This window comes from Xenorhabdus japonica (assembly GCF_900115195.1).
GTDB lineage: Bacteria > Pseudomonadota > Gammaproteobacteria > Enterobacterales > Enterobacteriaceae > Xenorhabdus > Xenorhabdus japonica.
This window is the reverse complement of record NZ_FOVO01000015.1, coordinates 60683-80906: the sequence shown is the minus strand read 5'-3', so window position 1 is coordinate 80906 and position 20224 is coordinate 60683. Positions and strand designations below refer to the sequence as shown.

Here is a 20224-nt window from a genome sequence, read left to right as displayed (position 1 = left end):
AGTGCCCACACAGATTGTCTGATTCAATTGTTAAAGAGCGGGCGCAACCGGAAGCCTTCCGGGTTGCGAGGCTGCGTATCTTACGCTTTTCGCCTCCGAAGTCAAGCGCTTATTTTCGCTTTTCTTCGCTGCCCGCCGCGGCGTGTCTTCGCTGGGCGTCGGTCAGTGGTGGCGCATTATAGGGGGTTTTCGGCACCTGGCAATAGTTTTTTTCGATTTTTTTTCCGTTCGTGTTTTTTTTCAACAAAATTGACCATTGAGCGCTTTTTTTATTCTAAAATTGACGTCTTAGACAACAATCATTAAATCCATGTGGCATACAACGATTGTTAGTGCCATTGTCTATAGCAGTTTATAACAACAGTCAATCGACTCTGGATGACACGATTGATTTATTAGTAACTAAAAATAGTTTGGGTTTCATGTATTAAAGTATTACGTATTCACTAATTATCATAAAAAATAAACGGGATATCTAATGGTTAAATCTGCACGCAGTATGTCGGGGTTACCTTGGATTGCGGCCATAGCTTTTTTTATGCAATCCTTAGACGCTACAATTCTTAACACTGCACTACCGGCAATTGCTAAAAGTCTTAATCATTCTCCACTGGCAATGCAGCCTGCTATTGTCAGTTATACCTTAACTGTAGCGATGCTAATTCCCGTAAGCGGTTGGCTCGCTGATAGATTTGGCACTCGTACGGTATTCATTTATGCTGTTTCTTTCTTTTCTTTAGGTTCGCTTGCTTGTGCGCTATCACACAATCTCTCTTCCTTAGTTATATCCAGAATTATTCAAGGCATAGGTGGAGCTATGATGATGCCTGTTGCTCGTCTGGCTTTGCTAAGAGCATATCCACGTAGCGAGCTGTTACCTATTCTGAACTTTGTCACCATGCCAGGATTACTGGGTCCGATTTTGGGTCCAATGTTTGGCGGGTTGTTAGTGACCTATGCAACATGGCATTGGATCTTTATCATCAATATTCCCATTGGTTTATTGGGGATCATTTACGCCAAAAAGAATATGCCCAATTTAACCATGCCCAAGTGCCCTTTTGATTTTCTGGGATTTATGCTGTTTAGCACGGGCTTGGTGTTGATTTCAATCAGCTTTGACTTATTTGGGCATAACTCATTTTCTGGCTATATTCCTCTCGCTTTATTTTCTAGCGGTATTATCATGCTAGCAGGATATATTTTTCATGCGAAAAGCCATCCAACCCCTCTCATTAATCTCCAGTTGTTCCAAACCCGTACATTTTCAATTGGCATTGCCAGCAATATTGTTACTCGACTAAGTACTGGATCGCTTTCATTTATTATTCCTCTGATGTTGCAAGTGGGATTTGGGTTTTCAGCTGTGATTGCAGGAATAATGATGGCACCGAACGCAATTGGTTCGATTTTAGCCAAATCTTTTGTCACCAAGATACTGACTCGTTTTGGATATAGAAATACGCTTATTTGGGTCACAATTATTATCGGTGTAATGATTTCACAGTTTTCACTACAGACACCGGAACTCCCTATCACATTTTTAATAACCCCTCTTTTTATATTGGGAATGGTGATGTCCACACAGTTTACAGCGATGAACACTATTACCCTAGGTGATCTGAACGATAATAATGCCAGCGCCGGTAATAGCCTGCTAGCAGTTACTCAACAGTTATCTATCAGCTTTGGGATAACCGTCAGTGCGGCAGCTCTGCGGTTTTATGAATCAATGGGATATGGCTCAGCCGTGAGCCATTTTCACTATACGTTGATTACGATGGGAGTGATTACCTTAATTTCTTCTACTGTTTTCCTATTATTAAATAAAGAAGACGGCAATAACTTAATTAAGAAGAAATAAACTGATTAACGGCTGGTGACAGAACTTCGCTCGATCAATTCAGGCGTCAAAATCAGTTGCTTGGCTCACTTTCTGGATTATCCATTCTATAAAGCAAGCTATCAATCGCCAATTTACTCAATTCATCTTTTGGTTGATGGATGATTGTCAATGGAGGAATCCCTCAATCGCTGCATTGACTTTCTTTTTCACGCTCTCACTGACATAACGATTACCATTAATTACATGTGAGAAACAGTCGATATTGAGACGCCCGCCAGACGGGCAACATCCTTCATGATAGCCACAGTTAATCCTGTTCAGATAGAAATGCATCAATTTCACTTCGCCACGGAATCGCAGGCTGCGCTCCCTGACGTGTCACTGCAATAGCAGCCGCTGCATGAGCAAAACGAATCGCTGACAACATTTCTTTTCCTTCCAGCAATCCTGTTATCAAGACGCCATTAAATGTATCCCCAGCGGCAATTGTATCGATCGCTTTTACTTTGAATCCGGGAACAATTTTACCTTTATTACCTTTCTCACTCAGCCATACGCCTCGGCTACCCAATGTGATAATTACCGTTTCTATGCCTTTAGCATGTAAGGCCTGAGCTGCTTTTTCCGCTCCGGTATCATCTTTTACGGCAATGCCAGTCAGGAATTCTGCTTCAATTTCATTCGGCGTAATGATATCCACCAGCGAAAGCAATTGATCTGAAATTTTCTGCGCTGGAGCTGGATTCAAGATCACTTTAGCATGATGTTTCTTGGCCGTTTCAGCAGCAAGCTGTACAGTTTCCAGCGGTGTTTCGAGCTGCAATAGCAGCGCATCAGCATCCTTGACCGCGTGGTCATGGCGGAGGAAATAATCTGGGGTTAAACTCCGATTCGCCCCGGCATTAATGCCAATGACATTTTCACCCTGCTGATTAACAAAAATCAGAGCAACACCCGTTGTTTCCTCTTTAATAATTTCAATTGAAGAGATATTAATATTATCTTTAGTCAACTGCTGGCAAATCCGTGTACCGATATCATCTTGGCCAACGCAAGCAATAAATGTAATGTCAGCTCCACACCGACCAGCAGCAACTGCCTGATTTGCTCCCTTTCCTCCAAATGCAACCCTATACTGTTCTCCTTTCACTGTTTCACCTGGTTGAGGAAAAGAATCGAGATTCAATATGTGATCTACATTGATGCTACCCATCACCACAAGTTTTGCCATACTCATTATATTTATTCCTGTTCAGCTGCTATTAGTTGCTCAACAACGATACAGCCACCAATCTCGATAGCTACATCACAATGCTAATTATTTTTTGATAACTAATTCCAACTCAATTGGAATAGTGGCGTTAACGTTTTCACCTTTCAGTACATTATCTGCGGTTTGTACGCCAACAATGCCAATTTGATCTGGACGCTGTGCGATCGTTGCTCCCAATTTACCGCTCTGTACAGCCTTAAGAGCATCGTCATTGCCATCGAATCCGACAACCAGCACATCTTCTTTACCAGCTGTCTGCAACGCTCGCAATGCACCAAGAGCCATTTCATCATTTTGAGCGAAAACGGCTTGTACTGACGGATGAGCTGTCAGCAGGTTTTGCATGACATTCATCCCCTTTGTGCGATCATAATCAGCGGGCTGACTAGCCAACATATTGAATTTGTGCTTTTGGGCTGCCTGACCAAAACCTTCTCCACGTTCACGCGTTCCTGAAGTACCATCCAATTGAATGACCTTGACATCATTACCTAATTTTTCAGCGCTAAAATCAGCTGCCATTTTAGCGCCTGAACGGCTATCGGAAGCAATGTAGCTGATAACATTGCCCTTATACGCTGAACGGTCAAGAGTGATAACCGGAATATTAGCCTTATTTGCCATGATCACTGCATTACCAACGGCATCCGAGTCGGTTGGGTTAATTAACATCAATTTTATGCCACGAACTGTCAAATCCTGAACATTGGCCAACTCTTTTGCCGGGTTATCCTGGGAATCAAGCACAATCAGGTTATACCCCAGCTTATCAGCTTCTTTTTGGGTACTATCTTTCATTGTGACAAAGAAGGGATTATTCAAAGTTGAAATAACCAATGCAATGCTATCTTTCGCCAGTGCATTAGCACTTCTACGCCTCTGGTTGGTTCATCAAGGATCAATATTTTTGGCCGAATCATTAATCCACGGGCAATCGCAACTTTCTGCTGATTTCCGCCAGAAAGCAGGCCTATAGTTTGTTCCATTGAGGGTGTTTTTATATTGAACAGCTTGATGAAATCGGCAACGGATTTTTGTTCTGAGGAGTGATTCAAAAGACAAGAATTTCGGCTGAAATAACGTAATGCAGTGAGGGACATATTCTCTTTAACAGACATACTTAAGACTAATCCATCACGCTTACGATCTTCTGAGATATAGACAATGCCATTGGCCAGCCCTTCTTGTGGATTTCTGATAGTTAGAGGTTTTCCATCCAGCAAGATCTGACCTCCAGTTTTCGACAATGCCCCGTATATGACCTTCATCAATTCAGTACGACCTGCGCCCATCAAACCAGATATTCCCAAAATCTCGCCGCTATACAGGGAAAAACTGACATTTTTGATCCCAGAGCCAGACAGGTTTCTAATCTCCAACCGCTTTTTACTACTCGGCAAAACCAGACGAGGATATTGCTCACCAAGCTTTCGCCCCACCATCATTTCAATCAATCGCTCTTCGTTCAGAGCATTAATGGGCTGTTCACCAATAAATTTCACATCGCGTAATACTGTCACATCATCACAAATTTCAAAAAGCTCTTTCAATCGATGTGAAATATAGACAATGCCACATCCTTGCGCTTTCAGCTCCCGTATGACATGAAATAAGGATTCAGTTTCGGTATCAGTCAGGGCATCGGTGGGTTCATCCATAATAATGACTTTGGATTGGAAACTCAGTACCTTGGCGATTTCTACCATTTGCTGCTCACCAATGGACAATTCAGAAACAAACCGATGGCTGCTGTAGCGGATATTTAAACGCCTCAGCAAGTTATCGGCTTCTTCATACATTTTTTTCCAGTTGATGATACCCAGTGTATTAACGAACTCACGTCCCAAGAAAATGTTTTCAGCAATCGTTAATTGAGGGATGAGGTTTAGCTCTTGATGAATAATGCCAATACCCGATTCCTGAGACGATTTGGAGCCGAAGAAAGCCACTTATTGCCCAAGATAGCGGATCGAGCCAGCATCTTTTGTATAAATACCGGTCAATATTTTCATCATTGTGGATTTGCCGGCACCATTTTCGCCGACTAATGCCATCACTTTCCCGGGATAAACACGCAATGTAGCCCCTGACAAGGCTTTTACCCCTGGGAAAGTCTTATCAATCCCCTTGAACTCCAGTAATGGCTCCATAATAACCTCAGAAAGTTACGCCAGAGCAAAGGAGGATTATTGGCATAAGGAGAACATTCTCCTGTACGAATAACCGCTTTGCTCTTCTCTGTTTTCGCTTTCAGAATGCTATGACTGACATACTGTACCTTAATTGCATTTCCCTGTTGTATTTCGAGATCAGCAATACGCGTGATGATTTGCTCATGTATTTGGGGATTGTGTTCAATAATTTCAGCGGCCAAAATGGCCACTTCAACTTGTATTTCCTGAACAACAACATCAAAAACAGATAACAGATTAGGTGTTCTCTGGATTAGCGCTAAATCAATTCGCTGGGTAGACGACGGGATAGGTCAAATATCATCCCCCTTGGGATAAAGTCATGCATAGAGTGCGATTTGTGTTGCCGTCAAGGTACAGTATTGATCACTCTCAATCTTGTCGGGCAGGTCGCTGATCACGTTGCGGACTTAAGGCGGCGCAGGAGAAAGAGAGCCGTGATGCGTTGGAAGCGTTCCGCAGCATCAACAACACTGCTTCCATGCAGTCTCCCTTTCCCATTATAGAAAACCCGGTATTATGCGGATATTTGATCATATCTGGCATTTTAATATCGGGATTACAAACCGTTCATAGAAAAGATGGCAAAATTAAAACTTAGAGTACGCCCTCAACGGATTCAATGACTTCTGGTGACCAAACACCGCACTGAACCTGACCGATATGTGCCATTTGCAGCAACAGCATCACCAAACGGGATTGTCCTATACCACCACCAATAGATTGCGGCATGTCACCTTTAATCAGCGCTTGATGCCAATCATATTGCAGACGATCTTCATCATCGGTCAGTGCAAGCTGATGTTGCAAAGCTTCTGCGTCAACACGGATACCCATTGAAGAAATTTCAAAAGCATCCTGCAAAACTGGGTTCCAGACAATGATGTCACCGTTCAGACCAAAGAAACCATCACAGTTTTGTGTAGTCCAATCGTCGTAATCCGGCGCGCGTACATCATGTGCCTGACCATCAGACAATTTACCCCCAATACCCATCAGGAAAATCGCACCAAACTCTTTGGCGGCCTCACGCTCACGACCTTTAGCATCCAGATCAGGGTAACGTTTCAGAAGCTCTTCACTGTGAATAAAGTGAATTTGATCTGGCAGGAACGGTGCCAGACCAAATTCCTTACTTACTGCTTGTTGTGTTTCTTTTATTGCTTCGTAGATTTTACCTACTGTCTGTTTTAAATAGTCGAGTGAACGCTGACCTTCACCCATCGTTTTCTCCCAATCCCACTGATCAACAAAGACAGAATGGATAGGAGTCAAGCGATCTTCATCAGGACGCAGAGCCTTCATGTGGGTATACAACCCTTGCTCAGCCTGAAAACCAAAGCGACCTAATGTTTTGCGTTTCCATTTCGCCAGAGAATGAACCACTTCAAATGTGGCATCCGGCAAAGTTTTCACTTTCACCTGAACCGCTTTTTCATGGCCAGACAAGTTATCCTGAGTACCATCACCAAGACGGCTCAAGATAGGTCCTTGAACTTCGATTAAACTAAGTTGTTTCTCTAGCAGACGGGAAAAGTATGATTTCACAAAACTAATCTGCTGCTGTTTTTCAATGAAGGATGTTTTCATGATGCTGATCTCAAAATTTTTAGTGACCCTGTGTCCTGTTGATATAGATTAAGCAACAAAACGAAGTACAAATTCAATATCTGATAATAAAAATATTGTATAAGATCTACAAACGATAATTTTTAAACTATAAAAATGAATATCATTCAAAAATAGGGATTGAAAATGGCAGAAATTTATCAGATCGATAATTTAGACCGTGACATACTTCACGCTTTAATGGAGAACGCACGTACACCTTACGCAGAATTAGCCAAAAAATTCTCGGTAAGCCCAGGAACAATTCATGTCCGCGTAGAAAAAATGAAACAATCAGGGATCATCACCGGAACTAGGGTTGATATCAGTGCCAAACAACTGGGGTTCGATGTGTGCTGCTTTATCGGTATCATATTGAAAAGTGCAAAAGACTATCCGGCAGCATTAAAGAAACTCGATATGCTTGATGAAGTCGTTGAAGTTTATTACACCACAGGACACTACAGCATTTTCATTAAGGTCATGTGTCGATCCATTGAAGCCCTTCAGGACGTACTTATCAACAAGATACAGACTATTGACGAGATCCAGTCAACAGAAACATTGATCTCTCTGCAAAACCCGATAATGAGGACAATAAAACCATAAAGCAGAAACCAGTTAACCACATTATCCACAGGTAGATCCCAATAGATTCACAGCATACAATAGTTGCTCTTTAATTTAGCAAGGATCATGATGAGCACGATAACCTTAATCAGCGGCAGTACAATGGGTAGCGCCGAATACGTCGCAGAACATATAGCTGAGAGCTTAGAAAATTACGGGTTTTCAACGGAAATGCTTCATGGTCCCTCATTGGAAGATCTTCCTCTTGAAGGATTATGGATTGTGGTTACTTCAACGCATGGAGCTGGAGATTTACCTGATAATCTCCAGCCTCTGGCAGATACGATCACACAGCAGCAACCCGATCTAAGTAATATTACATTTGGTGCTATCGGCATTGGCAGCTCCGAATACGACACATTCTGTGGTGCAATAAGATCACTGGAACGTTTATTGGAGGATCTCGGAGCAAAACGGATCGGGGATCGATTGGAAATAGACATTCTGCAACACGAAATTCCCGAAGATCCGGCCGAAATATGGGTTAAAGAGTGGGCAAAGTTACTCTGATCTGATTAAAAATATAACGATTAACTGTGGATAACTCATCTGAAAAGCAGGGGTTAACCCGTAGTTATCCATTTAATAACCTAGTATCATTCTGGTGGCTGTGAATAACTAGGCTTTTAGATCCCAGCTTATACTGAGTTGGATCACGGATCATTCACAGCAAATGATCCTTTACACCGTTATGATCTTTATATGGAAAATCCACTTATCCACAGAAGATCGTGATCCTAATAAAAGATATAATAAAGAGATCTTTAAATAAAAAGATCTTATTTTAAATAATGATGATCTCGCACCTCTTGGTCTTAGGTTCAAACTTGAGTAGAATTCTCTCCTCAATGCATATGAAGCATTTTCACAATTGAAGGTTCACACATGTTTTATCCAGAGCACTTTGACGTCATCATTATCGGCGGAGGCCATGCCGGTACTGAAGCAGCGATGGCCTCCGCACGTATGGGGCGTCAAACCTTACTACTGACTCACAATATTGATACTTTGGGCCAGATGTCATGCAATCCAGCCATTGGTGGGATCGGTAAAGGGCATCTGGTAAAAGAGATCGATGCACTTGATGGCTTAATGGCAAAAGCTACGGATCAAGCAGGCATTCAGTTTCGAACACTCAATGCTAGCAAAGGTCCAGCTGTTCGGGCAACACGCGCACAAGCAGATCGAGTACTTTACCGACAAGCTGTAAGAACAACACTGGAAAATCAACCTAACTTAATGATCTTCCAGCAGCCAGTTGAAGATCTCATCGTTGAAAATGATACTGTTACAGGTGTCGTTACTCGTATGGGTTTGAAATTCAAGGCTAAGTCTGTAGTTCTCACAGTAGGGACTTTCCTTGATGGAAAAATTCACATCGGATTGGAAAACTACAGTGGAGGACGAGCAGGAGATCCTCCTGCGATCTCATTATCTCATCGTTTGCGTGAATTACCTTTGCGTGTAGCTCGCCTAAAAACAGGCACACCACCTCGCATTGATGCACGAACTATTGATTTTAGTCAGCTCGAACAACAACTGGGCGATAATCCGACACCAGTCTTTTCATTCATGGGCAACGTTAATCAACACCCACGGCAGATCCCGTGCTACATCACACATACCAATGAAAAAACCCATGAAGTGATCCGCAATAACTTGGATCGCAGTCCAATGTATGCAGGGATCATCGAAGGGATCGGTCCCCGTTACTGTCCTTCCATTGAAGACAAAGTTATGCGTTTTGCGGATCGTAACGCTCACCAGATCTTCTTGGAACCAGAGGGACTGACCAGTAACGAAATCTATCCGAACGGCATTTCGACCAGTTTGCCATTTGATGTTCAGATGCAAATAGTTCATTCCATGAAAGGCATGGAAAATGCCCGCATCATTCGTCCTGGTTATGCGATCGAATATGATTTCTTTGATCCGCGTGATTTAAAACAAACACTGGAAAGTAAATTTATCCACGGTCTGTTCTTTGCTGGCCAAATCAATGGCACTACAGGATATGAAGAAGCAGCTGCACAAGGGTTACTGGCTGGCCTCAATGCTGCACGTTATGCCAATGGTGAAGAAGGTTGGTTCCCACGCCGTGATCAGGCTTATATTGGCGTATTGGTTGATGATCTATGCACACTTGGTACTAAAGAGCCTTATCGCATGTTTACATCCCGTGCTGAATATCGCTTGATGCTGCGTGAAGATAATGCGGATCTTCGTCTGACTGAACAAGGTCGTAAACTTGGCTTGGTTGATGATCTCCGTTGGGAACATTATTGCCGCAAATTTGAAATGATAGAACAGGAGCGCCAACGTCTGCGCAATATCTGGGTTCATCCTAATTCTGACAACCTAGCGGATATCAACCAAATGTTGAAAAAACCGTTATCAAAAGAAGCCAATGGTGAAGATTTGCTGCGTCGTCCTGAGATGAATTATGAATTACTGACTTCATTTCCACGTTTTTCACCCGGACTGACAGAGCCACAAGCTGCTGATCAAGTTGAAATTCAAGTGAAGTACGAAGGCTACATTGCTCGTCAGCAAGAAGAGATCGAAAAGCAATTACGTAATGAAAATACGGCATTACCAGTTGATTTGGATTATCAACAAATCAACGGGCTTTCCAATGAAGTTATTGCAAAACTGAATGATCATAAACCAAGTTCAATTGGTCAGGCTTCACGTATTTCAGGCGTCACTCCAGCCGCAATTTCTATTTTGCTGGTATGGCTGAAAAAACAAGGTTTATTGCGTCGTAGCGCCTAAGGAGACAAATTTTGCTTAACAAATTGGAATCGCTGCTGGCGAAAACGAACATTGAGTTAACATTGGAACAAAAACAGCAGCTTGTTGCCTACGTTGACATGCTGAATAAGTGGAACAAGGCTTACAACCTGACATCTGTCCGAGATCCGCAACAAATGTTGGTTCGGCATATTATGGATAGCATTGTTGTTAATCCATACCTGCATGGAACGCGATTTATTGATGTGGGAACAGGTCCTGGTTTGCCAGGTGTTCCGCTAGCAATTGTGCGTCCAGAGTCCCATTTCACTTTGTTGGATAGTTTGGGAAAACGAGTTCGCTTTCTGCGTCAGGTTCAACATGAATTAGGTTTGACCAATATTGAGCCTGTACAGAGCCGGGTTGAAGAATTTATTCCTGAACCCCTTTTTGATGGAGTAATTAGCCGTGCATTTGCTTCACTGCAAGACATGCTCTCATGGTGTAGCCATCTTCCCCAACCACTTGAAGGACGTTTTTATGCCTTGAAAGGTGTATTACCGAAAGATGAATTGACTCAATTGCCTACGGAGATTGTACTTGATACTGTCATTCCTCTCCAGATCTCAGGATTGGATGAACAACGCCATCTGGTAATACTTAAGTCAAACTAACTTTGCTGTTAGTCAATAAAAACGCAAATAATTAGTAACGCCAACTACATTTAAAATGTAACGGGAGTTACTAATTATTCCCTTCCATAGATCCAAATTTATTTACTGATAATTCACAGAAAACCAACGTTATTTTTATATTGGAAGAATTTCTCCTTCTAAAGATCGTTATCAATTTTCTTTATAAATAAATTTTAGGGAAAGTAAGTAAAATAAGCATCTAACCTCTTTTATCGGTATATAAGATAAAACTTTATAGTTGTAATATTAGTTAATTGATTTTAAATGAAAAAAACAAAATATTTCCATTATACATTTAATGATAAATATAATTGATGAATTTTGTTTAGTGTGATGTGTGTCACGTTTAATTTTGAGGTTATATCATTAAGAATTGCAGAATATTAAATGGTATTTGTGAGCGATCTAGCACCAAAGTTAGAAATTTAAATAATAATTCACTTTTTCGCTACTTATGGATTGAATTCATTTTGGCTGCCCGTATAATTTGCACGTTTTTGTCACTTGACACTCTTAAGCAAAGCCAGTTTTATACAACATTCAGCAAAGCCTGATATGTGATGGCGTACCTCAGGGAGAAAACAAAAGTCATGTCTGTATCCCTTTACAGCGGTAGAATGGTACTGAAACTGTTACTTTTGCAGTTAATGACTTTTGTTATTCTCAGTGTGGCTTTTTGTACCAAAAGTATAGAGTGGGGCGCTTCTGCTTTTGTCGGTGGGCTGGCGTGTTGGCTACCAAATGCCATTTTTATGCTGCTTAGCCGCTTCCAAAAGGCAAAAGAAGAAGGGGTTCCAGTACGGATTGCATGGTTTTTCGCTATTAGCGAAGGGATTAAGGTTATCATTGCGATAACAGTGCTGATAGTTGCTTTAGGAGTGTTCAAGGCGGCATTTGCACCACTTGGTGTGGCCTATTTAGCGGTGCTGATTGTGCAGATCATCGCACCTGCCGTAATGAACGGTTAGCGTTTTTAACAACAAAAGGGTAAAAGCATCATGTCTGCATCAGGAGAAATTTCAACTCCGGGAGATTACATAAGTCATCATCTGAGTCACCTTCAGTTGGACTTGCGTACCTTTGAGTTGGTCGATCCTCACAAGAGTCATGAGGCGACGTTCTGGACGTTGAACATTGACTCGCTTTTTTTCTCCATCGTATTAGGGATGTTGTTTCTATTTGTATTCAGAAGAGTCGCGGTTCGTGCCACTGATGGCGTTCCGGGGAAATTCCAGACTGCAGTAGAAATGGTAATCGGTTTCGTTGATAACACCGTGCGTGATATGTATCACGGCAAGAGCAAAGTGATTGCCCCTCTGGCTTTGACTGTGTTCGTCTGGGTGTTGTTGATGAACGCATTGGACTTGCTGCCAATCGATTTTATTCCTTTAATCGGTGAACACTTCTTCGGCTTGCCTGCTCTGCGTATTGTTCCAACCGCAGATGTCAGTGTCACCTTGTCGATGGCTTTGGGTGTCTTTGTCCTCATTCTGTTCTACAGCATTAAGATGAAAGGAATTCGTGGGTTTTCGAAGGAGCTGGCATTACAGCCTTTCAATCATCCATTGTTTATTCCAATTAACTTAATTCTGGAAGGGGTTAGCTTGCTGTCCAAACCTGTATCACTCGGTCTGCGACTGTTTGGTAATATGTATGCTGGTGAGTTGATCTTTATTCTTATTGCGGCTCTTTTACCGTTTTGGTCACAGTGGTTACTCAGCCTGCCGTGGGCGATTTTCCACGTACTGATTATTACGTTACAAGCCTTTATTTTTATGGTTCTGACGATTGTTTATCTGTCGATGGCATCTGAAGAGCATTAATTTTTATCAATCATTATGTTTTAACTTATGTTTTAACTAAAACAAACTGGAGATTGTCATGGAAATGCATATGGTATACATAGCTGCCGCTATTCTGATGGGTTTGGCGGCTATTGGTGCTGCGATCGGTATCGGCATACTTGGAGGTAAATTCCTGGAAGGTGCTGCTCGTCAACCTGATCTGATTCCTTTGCTGCGTACACAGTTCTTTATCGTTATGGGTCTGGTTGACGCCATCCCGATGATTGCTGTGGGCCTGGGCTTGTATATGATGTTCGCTACTGGTGCTAAATAAAATAGCAGAACTGAAAATTACGCCGATTCATTAATTGAAATAGAGGTATTGTGCTGTGAATATTAACGCAACAATCCTCGGCCAGGCCATCGCGTTTGTCCTGTTTGTTTTGTTCTGCATGAAGTATGTATGGCCACCAATCATGGCGGCCATTGAAAAACGTCAGAAAGAGATTGCTGACGGTTTGGCTTCAGCAGAGCGTGTTAAAAAGAACCTGGACTTAGCGCAAGCCAATGCGTCCGACCAACTGAAAAAAGCAAAAGCTGATGCGCAAGTTATCATTGAGCTGGCTAATAAACAAAAAGCCCAAATCATTGATGACGCTAAAACAGAAGCTGAGCTGGAACGTAACAAAATTGTAGCGCAGGCTCACGCTGAAATTGAAGCTGAACGCAAACGCGCTCGTGAAGAGTTACGTAAACAGGTTGCGATGCTGGCTATCGCAGGTGCCGAGAAAATCATCGAACGTTCCGTGGATGAAGCTGCTAACAGCGACATCGTTGATAAACTGGTCGCTGAACTGTAAGGAGGGAGGGGCATGTCTGAATTTGCTACGGTAGCTCGCCCCTACGCCAAAGCAGCTTTTGACTTTGCTGTAGAACACCAATCTCTTGAACACTGGCAAAACATGCTGGCGTTCACAGCTGAGGTCACTCGCAATGAGCAGGTTGGTGAGCTGCTTTCCGGTTCATTGGCACCGGAAACGTTAGCCAAAACCTTCATCACCATTTGTGGTGAGCAGGTTGATGAGCATGCTCAGAACTTTATTCGTGTAATGGCAGAAAATGGTCGCTTGCTGGTACTGCCAGAAGTCTTCCAGCAATTTATCCAATTGCGTGCGTCACTTGAATCAACCATTGATGTTGAAGTGATTTCTGCGTCCGAACTGAATGAGCAACAGCAAGCTAAAATTTCTGCGGCGATGGAAAAACGTCTGTCACGCAAAGTGAAGCTGAATTGCAAAATTGACAAGTCTGTTATTGCCGGTGTGGTTATCCGCGCTGGTGACATGGTGATCGATGGCAGTATTCGTGGCCGTCTGGATCGTTTAACAGACGTCTTGCAGTCTTAAGGGGACTGGAGCATATGCAACTGAATTCCACCGAAATCAGCGAACTGATCAAACAGCGTATTGCTCAGTTCAATGTCGTGAGCGAAGCTCACAATGAAGGTACGATTGTTTCCGTTAACGACGGTATCATTCGTATTCACGGTTTAGCCGATGTCATGCAGGGTGAAATGATCTCTCTGCCTGGTAATCGTTACGCAATTGCACTGAACTTAGAGCGTGACTCTGTAGGTGCAGTTGTGATGGGTCCGTATGCTGACTTAGCTGAAGGCATGAAAGTCAAATGTACTGGCCGTATTTTAGAAGTACCTGTTGGTCGTGGTCTGCTGGGTCGTGTTGTTAACACGCTGGGTGAACCAATCGATGGCAAAGGCGCTCTTGAAAATGATGGCTTCTCTCCTGTTGAAGTTATTGCTCCGGGCGTTATCGATCGTCAGTCTGTTGACCAGCCTGTCCAGACAGGTTACAAATCCGTTGATGCTATGATCCCAATTGGCCGCGGCCAGCGTGAATTGGTAATCGGTGACCGTCAGACGGGTAAAACCGCTCTGGCTATTGATGCGATCATCAACCAGCGTAATTCTGGTATCAAATGTATCTATGTTGCGATTGGTCAGAAAGCATCTACCATTGCTAACGTAGTTCGTAAACTGGAAGAGCACGGCGCACTGGAAAACACTATCGTTGTTGTTGCATCCGCTTCAGAATCTGCGGCGCTGCAATATCTGGCACCATACTCTGGTTGCGCGATGGGTGAATACTTCCGTGATCGCGGTGAAGATGCACTGATTGTTTACGATGACCTGTCTAAACAGGCTGTAGCATACCGTCAGATTTCTCTGTTGCTGCGTCGTCCACCTGGACGTGAAGCATTCCCTGGTGATGTTTTCTATCTGCACTCCCGTTTGTTGGAGCGTGCAGCGCGTGTTAATGCTGAATACGTTGAAAACTTTACCAATGGAGAAGTGAAAGGTAAAACAGGTTCTCTGACTGCATTGCCAATCATTGAAACTCAGGCGGGTGACGTTTCTGCGTTCGTACCAACAAACGTTATCTCCATCACTGATGGCCAGATCTTCCTTGAGTCTTCTCTATTCAACGCAGGTATCCGTCCAGCGGTTAACCCAGGGATTTCCGTATCCCGTGTAGGTGGTGCTGCTCAGACTAAGATCATCAAGAAACTGTCTGGTGGTATTCGTACCGCTCTGGCTCAGTACCGTGAACTGGCGGCATTCTCCCAGTTTGCTTCTGATCTGGATGATGCAACCCGTAAGCAGTTGGATCATGGTCAGAAAGTAACTGAGCTGTTGAAACAGAAACAGTATCAGCCAATGTCCATTGCACAGCAGGCACTGTCTTTGTTTGCCGCTGAGCGTGGTTATCTGGAAGATATCGAAATCGCGAAAGTGGTCAGTTTCGAAGCTGCGCTGTTGGCGTATGCTAGCCGTGAACATGCTGATCTTCTGAAAGAGATTGACCAGTCTGGTGATTACAACGGAGAGATTGAAGCTAAGCTGAAATCTCTGTTGGAATCCTTCAAGGCGACTCAGTCCTGGTAACACTATTCGGCCCAGTTTGATTCTGTTGATGAATAAAAAACATGGGCCGTCTGGTTGAATTCGGAGAAGCAGATATGGCCGGCGCAAAAGAGATACGTACCAAAATCGCCAGTGTGCAGAACACGCAAAAAATCACTAAAGCGATGGAAATGGTCGCCGCGTCCAAAATGCGTAAAACGCAGGATCGCATGGCGGCCAGCCGTCCTTATGCAGAAACCATTCGCAGTGTGATTGGACACCTTGCGTTAGGTAATCTGGAATACAAACATCCCTATCTTGAAGAGCGCGAAGTAAAGCGTGTTGGGTATGTGGTTGTTTCGACTGACCGTGGTTTGTGTGGCGGTTTGAACATTAATTTGTTCAAAAAATTGCTGATAGAAATGAAAGGCTGGTCTGATAAAAACGTCCAAGTTGATTTGGCGCTTGTTGGATCGAAAGCGGTTTCTTTCTTTTCTTCTGTTGGTGGCAACATTGTTGCCCAAGTAACAGGGATGGGAGATAACCCATCATTGTCCGAACTGATCGGGCCAGTCCACGTCATGATGCAAGCATATGACGAAGGACGTCTGGATAAACTGTATATAGTGACAAACAAGTTCATAAATACAATGTCTCAGGTTCCGACGATCATTCAGTTATTGCCTCTGCCAGCCGGAGACGATGAAACACTGAAGAAGAAGTCCTGGGACTATCTGTATGAACCTGATCCTAAGGCGTTGTTGGATACCCTGCTGCGCCGCTATATAGAATCGCAAGTTTATCAGGGCGTCGTTGAAAACCTGGCTAGTGAACAGGCCGCACGAATGGTAGCGATGAAAGCCGCGACCGATAATGGTGGCAACCTGATCAAAGAGTTGCAGTTGGTTTACAACAAGGCTCGTCAGGCCAGTATCACTCAGGAACTCACCGAAATCGTTTCGGGTGCTTCTGCGGTTTAACAGCTAGGTTTACGAATTACGTAGAGGATTCAAGATGGCTACTGGAAAGATTATCCAGGTAATCGGCGCCGTAGTGGACGTCGAATTCCCTCAGGACAGCGTACCAAAAGTATACGATGCCCTTGAGGTTAAAAACGGTGAAGAAAAACTGGTACTGGAAGTTCAGCAGCAGTTAGGTGGTGGTATCGTCCGTTGTATCGCAATGGGTACCTCCGATGGCTTGCGCCGTAATTTGGACGTGACTAATTTAGGACACCCAATCGAAGTACCAGTGGGTAAAGCAACACTGGGTCGTATCATGAACGTATTGGGCGATCCAATTGACATGAAAGGTGAGATCGGCGAAGAAGAGCGCTGGTCAATTCACCGTACAGCACCAACCTATGAAGAGCTGTCCAACTCTCAGGAACTGCTGGAAACCGGTATCAAAGTAATGGACTTGATTTGCCCATTCGCTAAGGGTGGTAAAGTCGGTCTGTTTGGTGGTGCGGGTGTAGGTAAAACCGTTAACATGATGGAGCTGATCCGTAACATCGCGATCGAGCACTCAGGTTACTCTGTATTTGCCGGTGTAGGTGAGCGTACCCGTGAAGGTAACGACTTCTATCATGAAATGACTGACTCAAACGTACTGGATAAAGTATCTCTGGTATACGGTCAGATGAATGAGCCACCAGGAAACCGTCTGCGTGTTGCATTGACTGGTTTGACTATGGCGGAAAAATTCCGTGATGAAGGCCGCGACGTTCTGCTGTTCGTTGATAACATTTACCGTTATACCCTGGCAGGGACAGAAGTATCTGCACTGTTGGGACGTATGCCATCTGCGGTAGGTTATCAGCCAACGTTGGCGGAAGAGATGGGTGCTCTGCAAGAGCGTATCACCTCAACCCAAACTGGCTCCATCACCTCCGTACAGGCGGTTTACGTTCCTGCGGATGACTTGACTGACCCATCACCTGCGACAACCTTTGCCCACTTGGATGCAACGGTCGTATTGAGCCGTCAGATCGCATCTTTGGGTATTTACCCTGCGGTTGACCCACTGGATTCAACCAGCCGTCAGCTTGACCCACTGGTTGTTGGTCAGGAACATTATGACGTGGCTCGTGGCGTTCAGTCTATCCTGCAACGTTATCAGGAACTGAAAGATATCATCGCTATCCTGGGTATGGATGAACTGTCTGAAGACGACAAACTGGTTGTGGCACGTGCCCGTAAGATCCAGCGCTTCCTGTCTCAGCCATTCTTCGTTGCAGAAGTCTTCACTGGTTCTCCAGGTAAATTCGTTTCTCTGAAAGACACTATCCGTGGCTTCAAGGGCATCCTGAACGGTGATTATGACCATCTGCCAGAGCAGGCGTTCTACATGGTTGGTACCATCGACGAAGCTGTGGAAAAAGCGAAGAAGCTTTAATACGGCTGACGGGAGGTTGATATGGCTGCAATGACGTTCTCCCTGAACGTAGTCAGTGCTGAAAAACAGCTGTTTGAAGGGCTGGTACAGAAAATTCAGGTGACAGGTAGTGAAGGTGAGTTGGGGATCTATCCTCAACACACACCACTGCTGACTGCCATAAAACCGGGCATGATACGTATTGTTAAACAGTTTGGTGAAGAAGAGTTTATCTACCTGTCAGGTGGAATTCTTGAAGTACAGCCAAACGGCGTTATCGTACTGTCTGATACAGCGATCCGTGGTAAGGATTTGGACGAAGCTAAAGTGCTTGAAGCCAAGCGCGAGGCAGAAGAACACATCCGTAATTCTCACGGCGATGTTGATTATGCTCAGGCATCTGCTGAATTGTCGAAAGCGATCGCGAAACTTCGCGTTATCGAGATGACAAAAAAGTTGATGTTATAATTATCCGATAGATTTCGAATTGCATCCAAATGAGTTGCAACTTGAAAGATGAAGGATATAGGCAGTTAGATAGAAAGCCAGTTGGTGAAAGCTAACTGGCTTTTTTGCATTGCGAAATATGTGGCAATTTATTTCGCAAACAGGTTTACTTTCATACTTAAAATTGGAATTGTCAGGTTTCTTATGTCTATTATTGCAAATAGTGCCAATGCAAATCGTGTCAGTGAAAAAAGTGTCGTGATCCTTGCCGCAGGCAAGGGAACTCGCATGTATTCCGCTCTTCCCAAAGTTCTGCACTTGCTGGCCGGGAAACCAATGGTTCAGCATGTTATTGACACCGCAATGGAGTTGGGTACTCAAAATGTTCATTTGGTTTATGGGCATGGCGGTGATCTGATGAAACAAGCACTTTCCAACCAAAATCTGAGCTGGGTATTGCAAGCTGAACAGCTAGGTACTGGTCATGCTATGCAGCAAGCTGCCCCGCACTTTTCGGATGATGAAGATATTCTGATTCTTTACGGTGATGTGCCTTTGATTGCCAAAGATACTTTAGAGCGTTTGATTGAGGCTAAACCTGAGGGTGGAATTGGTTTATTAACTGCAATTCTGGATAATCCAACGGGCTATGGTCGTATCATTCGTGAAAATGGTGAAGTGACGGGCATTATCGAACAAAAAGATGCAACGGAAGAACAGCGTAGAATCAACGAAATCAACACCGGTATTTTGGTGGCAAATGGCGGTGATTTAAAACGTTGGTTATTCAAGTTGGAAAACAACAACGCACAAGGCGAATATTATCTGACCGATATTATTGCGCTTGCACATAAAGAAGGTCGTCAAATCAAGGCAGTACACCCAAGCCGTTTAAGTGAGATGGAAGGGGTCAACAATCGCCTTCAACTTTCCGCTTTGGAGCGCATTTACCAATCAGAACAAGCTGAAAAATTACTATTGGCTGGCGTCATGTTATTAGATCCGGCACGTTTTGATTTGCGGGGAACATTAGAACATGGTCGCGATGTAGTGATTGATACCAATGTCATTATCAAGGGCCATGTCACACTGAGAAATAATGTTGAGATTGGCTCAGGTTGTATCCTGAAAAATTGCGTAATTGGTAATGATACCGTCATTAGCCCTTACTCCGTCATTGAAGATTCTGAAATTGCTGCTGAGTGTACGATTGGGCCTTTTGCTCGTTTACGCCCGGGTTCCAAATTGGCGGAAAAAGCGCATGTTGGCAATTTCGTTGAAATGAAAAAATCTTTCCTTGGCAAAGGTTCTAAAGCAGGTCACCTGACTTATCTTGGCGATTCTGAAATTGGCAATAATGTGAATATTGGTGCGGGAACCATTACCTGCAACTATGATGGCGTCAATAAGTTTAAAACCATCATTGGTGATGATGTATTTGTTGGTTCTGATACCCAGCTTGTTGCACCAGTTACAGTAGCTAACGGGGCAACGATTGGCGCTGGAACTACTGTAACAAAAAACGTTGCTGAGAATGAGCTGGTAATCAGCCGCGTAAAACAAACTCATATTAAAAATTGGCAGCGTCCAGTAAAGAAAAAATAAATAAGATATATCCATAAAAAAATCCCCAATAGATTTCAAGTTGCAGCGCGGCGGCAAGTGAACGAATCCAACAAAGCAGCGGCTTGAAAGGTGAAGGGGATTCCCCATCTCTACA

Annotated in this window: 19 protein-coding genes and 4 pseudogenes; 15 read left to right on the top strand and 8 right to left on the bottom strand. The window is 43.6% G+C overall.

What is annotated here, in order from left to right; genetic code table 11:
* Window positions 1–478: 478 nt before the first annotated feature.
* Window positions 479–1864 carry a multidrug transporter subunit MdtD gene (gene mdtD, locus BM135_RS08140; RefSeq protein WP_092519261.1) on the top strand — a complete coding sequence of 462 codons (1386 nt, stop codon included), beginning with the start codon at window positions 479–481 and terminating at the stop codon, window positions 1862–1864.
* A gap of 5 nt (window positions 1865–1869) precedes the next feature.
* On the opposite strand, the pseudogene BM135_RS16600 reads toward mdtD, so the two are convergent.
* The 8 genes and pseudogenes from BM135_RS16600 to asnA all read right to left on the bottom strand — a co-directional run.
* Window positions 1870–2021, bottom strand: a pseudogene (locus BM135_RS16600) (substrate-binding domain-containing protein); the annotation flags it as partial.
* 5 nt (window positions 2022–2026) lie between these two features.
* Window positions 2027–2151 (bottom strand): annotated as a pseudogene (locus BM135_RS16595) (LacI family DNA-binding transcriptional regulator); the annotation flags it as partial.
* Window positions 2152–2153: 2 nt separating this feature from the next.
* Window positions 2154–3083, bottom strand: coding sequence for a ribokinase (gene rbsK, locus BM135_RS08130; RefSeq protein WP_092519260.1), 930 nt, complete (start codon window positions 3081–3083; stop codon window positions 2154–2156).
* Between the two features lie 81 nt (window positions 3084–3164).
* Window positions 3165–3977 carry a ribose ABC transporter substrate-binding protein RbsB gene (gene rbsB, locus BM135_RS08125; RefSeq protein ID WP_092519259.1) on the bottom strand — a complete coding sequence of 271 codons (813 nt, stop codon included), beginning with the start codon at window positions 3975–3977 and terminating at the stop codon, window positions 3165–3167.
* An 8-nt stretch (window positions 3978–3985) separates the two neighbouring features.
* Window positions 3986–5269: pseudogene (gene rbsA / locus BM135_RS08120) on the bottom strand (ribose ABC transporter ATP-binding protein RbsA); the annotation flags it as partial.
* A gap of 7 nt (window positions 5270–5276) precedes the next feature.
* Window positions 5277–5601 (bottom strand): annotated as a pseudogene (gene rbsD, locus BM135_RS08115) (D-ribose pyranase).
* A gap of 82 nt (window positions 5602–5683) precedes the next feature.
* A complete protein-coding gene (locus BM135_RS17670; protein WP_281244123.1) occupies window positions 5684–5812 on the bottom strand; it encodes a hypothetical protein in 129 nt (42 codons plus the stop codon).
* A gap of 96 nt (window positions 5813–5908) precedes the next feature.
* On the bottom strand, window positions 5909–6901 hold the full coding sequence (gene asnA / locus BM135_RS08110) for an aspartate--ammonia ligase (protein WP_092519258.1): 993 nt from the start codon (window positions 6899–6901) through the stop codon (window positions 5909–5911).
* A gap of 165 nt (window positions 6902–7066) precedes the next feature.
* Here asnA and asnC point away from each other — a divergent pair, with 165 nt between their 5' ends.
* From asnC to glmU, 14 genes are all read left to right on the top strand, one after another.
* Complete coding sequence (asnC, locus tag BM135_RS08105; RefSeq protein WP_086109474.1) at window positions 7067–7528, top strand: transcriptional regulator AsnC; 462 nt, start codon at window positions 7067–7069, stop codon at window positions 7526–7528.
* Window positions 7529–7618: 90 nt separating this feature from the next.
* On the top strand, window positions 7619–8059 hold the full coding sequence (gene mioC / locus BM135_RS08100) for an FMN-binding protein MioC (protein WP_092519257.1): 441 nt from the start codon (window positions 7619–7621) through the stop codon (window positions 8057–8059).
* A gap of 375 nt (window positions 8060–8434) precedes the next feature.
* Window positions 8435–10324, top strand: coding sequence for a tRNA uridine-5-carboxymethylaminomethyl(34) synthesis enzyme MnmG (mnmG, locus tag BM135_RS08095; protein ID WP_092519256.1), 1890 nt, complete (start codon window positions 8435–8437; stop codon window positions 10322–10324).
* An 11-nt stretch (window positions 10325–10335) separates the two neighbouring features.
* Window positions 10336–10956, top strand: a complete 621-nt coding sequence (gene rsmG, locus BM135_RS08090; RefSeq protein ID WP_092519255.1) for a 16S rRNA (guanine(527)-N(7))-methyltransferase RsmG — start codon at window positions 10336–10338, stop codon at window positions 10954–10956.
* Between the two features lie 611 nt (window positions 10957–11567).
* Window positions 11568–11945 (top strand): F0F1 ATP synthase subunit I, encoded by a 378-nt coding sequence (gene atpI, locus BM135_RS08085; protein WP_092519254.1) that lies wholly within the window; start codon window positions 11568–11570, stop codon window positions 11943–11945.
* Window positions 11946–11975: 30 nt separating this feature from the next.
* Window positions 11976–12800 (top strand): F0F1 ATP synthase subunit A, encoded by an 825-nt coding sequence (gene atpB, locus BM135_RS08080; RefSeq protein ID WP_092519253.1) that lies wholly within the window; start codon window positions 11976–11978, stop codon window positions 12798–12800.
* A 70-nt stretch (window positions 12801–12870) separates the two neighbouring features.
* On the top strand, window positions 12871–13095 hold the full coding sequence (gene atpE / locus BM135_RS08075) for a F0F1 ATP synthase subunit C (protein ID WP_422645929.1): 225 nt from the start codon (window positions 12871–12873) through the stop codon (window positions 13093–13095).
* Between the two features lie 55 nt (window positions 13096–13150).
* Window positions 13151–13621: a F0F1 ATP synthase subunit B gene (gene atpF, locus BM135_RS08070; protein WP_092519252.1), complete on the top strand. Its 471-nt coding sequence runs from the start codon at window positions 13151–13153 to the stop codon at window positions 13619–13621.
* 12 nt (window positions 13622–13633) lie between these two features.
* Entirely contained in the window at window positions 13634–14167 is a 534-nt protein-coding gene (gene atpH / locus BM135_RS08065; RefSeq protein ID WP_092519251.1) for a F0F1 ATP synthase subunit delta, read from the top strand.
* A gap of 14 nt (window positions 14168–14181) precedes the next feature.
* A complete protein-coding gene (gene atpA, locus BM135_RS08060; RefSeq protein ID WP_092519250.1) occupies window positions 14182–15723 on the top strand; it encodes a F0F1 ATP synthase subunit alpha in 1542 nt (513 codons plus the stop codon).
* A 74-nt stretch (window positions 15724–15797) separates the two neighbouring features.
* Entirely contained in the window at window positions 15798–16661 is an 864-nt protein-coding gene (gene atpG / locus BM135_RS08055; RefSeq protein WP_092519265.1) for a F0F1 ATP synthase subunit gamma, read from the top strand.
* Between the two features lie 34 nt (window positions 16662–16695).
* Window positions 16696–18078: a F0F1 ATP synthase subunit beta gene (atpD, locus tag BM135_RS08050; RefSeq protein ID WP_092519249.1), complete on the top strand. Its 1383-nt coding sequence runs from the start codon at window positions 16696–16698 to the stop codon at window positions 18076–18078.
* A gap of 21 nt (window positions 18079–18099) precedes the next feature.
* Window positions 18100–18525, top strand: coding sequence for a F0F1 ATP synthase subunit epsilon (locus tag BM135_RS08045; RefSeq protein WP_092519248.1), 426 nt, complete (start codon window positions 18100–18102; stop codon window positions 18523–18525).
* Between the two features lie 183 nt (window positions 18526–18708).
* Window positions 18709–20109: a bifunctional UDP-N-acetylglucosamine diphosphorylase/glucosamine-1-phosphate N-acetyltransferase GlmU gene (glmU, locus tag BM135_RS08040; protein ID WP_092519247.1), complete on the top strand. Its 1401-nt coding sequence runs from the start codon at window positions 18709–18711 to the stop codon at window positions 20107–20109.
* The last annotated feature ends 115 nt before the right edge of the window (window positions 20110–20224 follow it).

Coding starts and splice junctions, on each gene's coding strand:
- mdtD (WP_092519261.1), top strand. CDS start 479: ATGGTTAAATCTGCACGCAGTATGTCGGGGTTACCTTGGATTGCGGCC.
- rbsK (WP_092519260.1), bottom strand. CDS start 3,083: ATGAGTATGGCAAAACTTGTGGTGATGGGTAGCATCAATGTAGATCAC.
- BM135_RS17670 (WP_281244123.1), bottom strand. CDS start 5,812: ATGGGAAAGGGAGACTGCATGGAAGCAGTGTTGTTGATGCTGCGGAAC.
- asnA (WP_092519258.1), bottom strand. CDS start 6,901: ATGAAAACATCCTTCATTGAAAAACAGCAGCAGATTAGTTTTGTGAAA.
- asnC (WP_086109474.1), top strand. CDS start 7,067: ATGGCAGAAATTTATCAGATCGATAATTTAGACCGTGACATACTTCAC.
- mioC (WP_092519257.1), top strand. CDS start 7,619: ATGAGCACGATAACCTTAATCAGCGGCAGTACAATGGGTAGCGCCGAA.
- mnmG (WP_092519256.1), top strand. CDS start 8,435: ATGTTTTATCCAGAGCACTTTGACGTCATCATTATCGGCGGAGGCCAT.
- atpI (WP_092519254.1), top strand. CDS start 11,568: ATGTCTGTATCCCTTTACAGCGGTAGAATGGTACTGAAACTGTTACTT.
- atpB (WP_092519253.1), top strand. CDS start 11,976: ATGTCTGCATCAGGAGAAATTTCAACTCCGGGAGATTACATAAGTCAT.
- atpE (WP_422645929.1), top strand. CDS start 12,871: ATGGTATACATAGCTGCCGCTATTCTGATGGGTTTGGCGGCTATTGGT.
- atpH (WP_092519251.1), top strand. CDS start 13,634: ATGTCTGAATTTGCTACGGTAGCTCGCCCCTACGCCAAAGCAGCTTTT.
- atpA (WP_092519250.1), top strand. CDS start 14,182: ATGCAACTGAATTCCACCGAAATCAGCGAACTGATCAAACAGCGTATT.
- atpG (WP_092519265.1), top strand. CDS start 15,798: ATGGCCGGCGCAAAAGAGATACGTACCAAAATCGCCAGTGTGCAGAAC.
- atpD (WP_092519249.1), top strand. CDS start 16,696: ATGGCTACTGGAAAGATTATCCAGGTAATCGGCGCCGTAGTGGACGTC.
- BM135_RS08045 (WP_092519248.1), top strand. CDS start 18,100: ATGGCTGCAATGACGTTCTCCCTGAACGTAGTCAGTGCTGAAAAACAG.
- glmU (WP_092519247.1), top strand. CDS start 18,709: ATGTCTATTATTGCAAATAGTGCCAATGCAAATCGTGTCAGTGAAAAA.